1 protein-coding gene and 1 pseudogene are annotated in these 872 nt (G+C 64.3%); both read left to right on the plus strand.

Annotated elements, in window-relative coordinates:
• A pseudogene (locus EN884_RS37300) lies at positions 1–627 on the plus strand (acyl CoA:acetate/3-ketoacid CoA transferase); the annotation flags it as partial.
• On the plus strand, positions 620–872 hold a 253-nt coding region (locus EN884_RS37305), incomplete at its 3' end, for an enoyl-CoA hydratase/isomerase family protein (RefSeq protein WP_164895479.1). The pseudogene EN884_RS37300 and the gene EN884_RS37305, both read left to right, overlap by 8 nt.

Below are 872 nucleotides of genomic sequence, written 5' to 3' on the forward strand. Positions count from 1 at the left end.
ATCGAACAGGGCGCGGTCGGCGGCGTGCCGCTGCTCGACTTCAAATTCGGCTGCTCATCGAACGCCGACGCCTTCATGCCCTCGCCGCACCAGTTCATCTATTTCCAGGCCGGCGGCTTCGACGCCTCGCTGTTGTCCTTCCTGCAGATCGATCGACACGGCTCTGTGAATGTTTCGAAGCTTTCGGCGCGGCCGCATGTCACCGCCGGCGCCGGCGGCTTTGTCGACATCACCGCACGGGCGAAGAAGATCGTCTTCTCCGGCTTCTTCAATGCCGGCGCCAAGCTGTCTCTGGCCGATGGCGGCATCCGCATCGACCACGAGGGCAAGGTCAAGAAGGTGGTCAACGAAGTCGAGCACATCTCGTTTTCGGGCAAGCGCGCGGTGGCGCAGGGACAGGACATCACCTATGTCACCGAACGCTGCGTGATGAAGCTGACGCCGGAGGGGTTGGTCGTCACAGAACTCGCACCCGGCATCGATCTGCAGCGTGATGTGCTGGCCCAGTCGGAAATTCCGTTGGCCGTTGCCAGGGACCTCAAGACGACACCGGCAGCCCTCTATCAGGAGCAACCGATAGGCCTGTCGCTGAATGGCGGCGCCTCGGTCGGAGGCGCGCGTGGCTGAGCCTCTCGTCACCTTCGAGCAGGATGGCGCCATCGGTACCATCACGCTGCGCCGGCCGGAGAAATTCAACGCACTGGACATTCCGATGCTGCGGGCGCTAGAGACGGCGCTCGACGCGGCCGAGATGGCCGAGGGCGTCCGCGTCGTGCTGCTGCGCGGCGAAGGCAAGGGCTTTTGCGCCGGTGGCGATGTCGAAGCCTGGGCGCAGATGAGTGCCGCCGATTTCCAGGTGCAGTGGGTGCGCT

The sequence above is a fragment of the Mesorhizobium sp. M7A.F.Ca.AU.001.01.1.1 genome (assembly GCF_004022735.1).
In the GTDB taxonomy this organism is placed as follows: Bacteria; Pseudomonadota; Alphaproteobacteria; order Rhizobiales; family Rhizobiaceae; genus Mesorhizobium; species Mesorhizobium ciceri.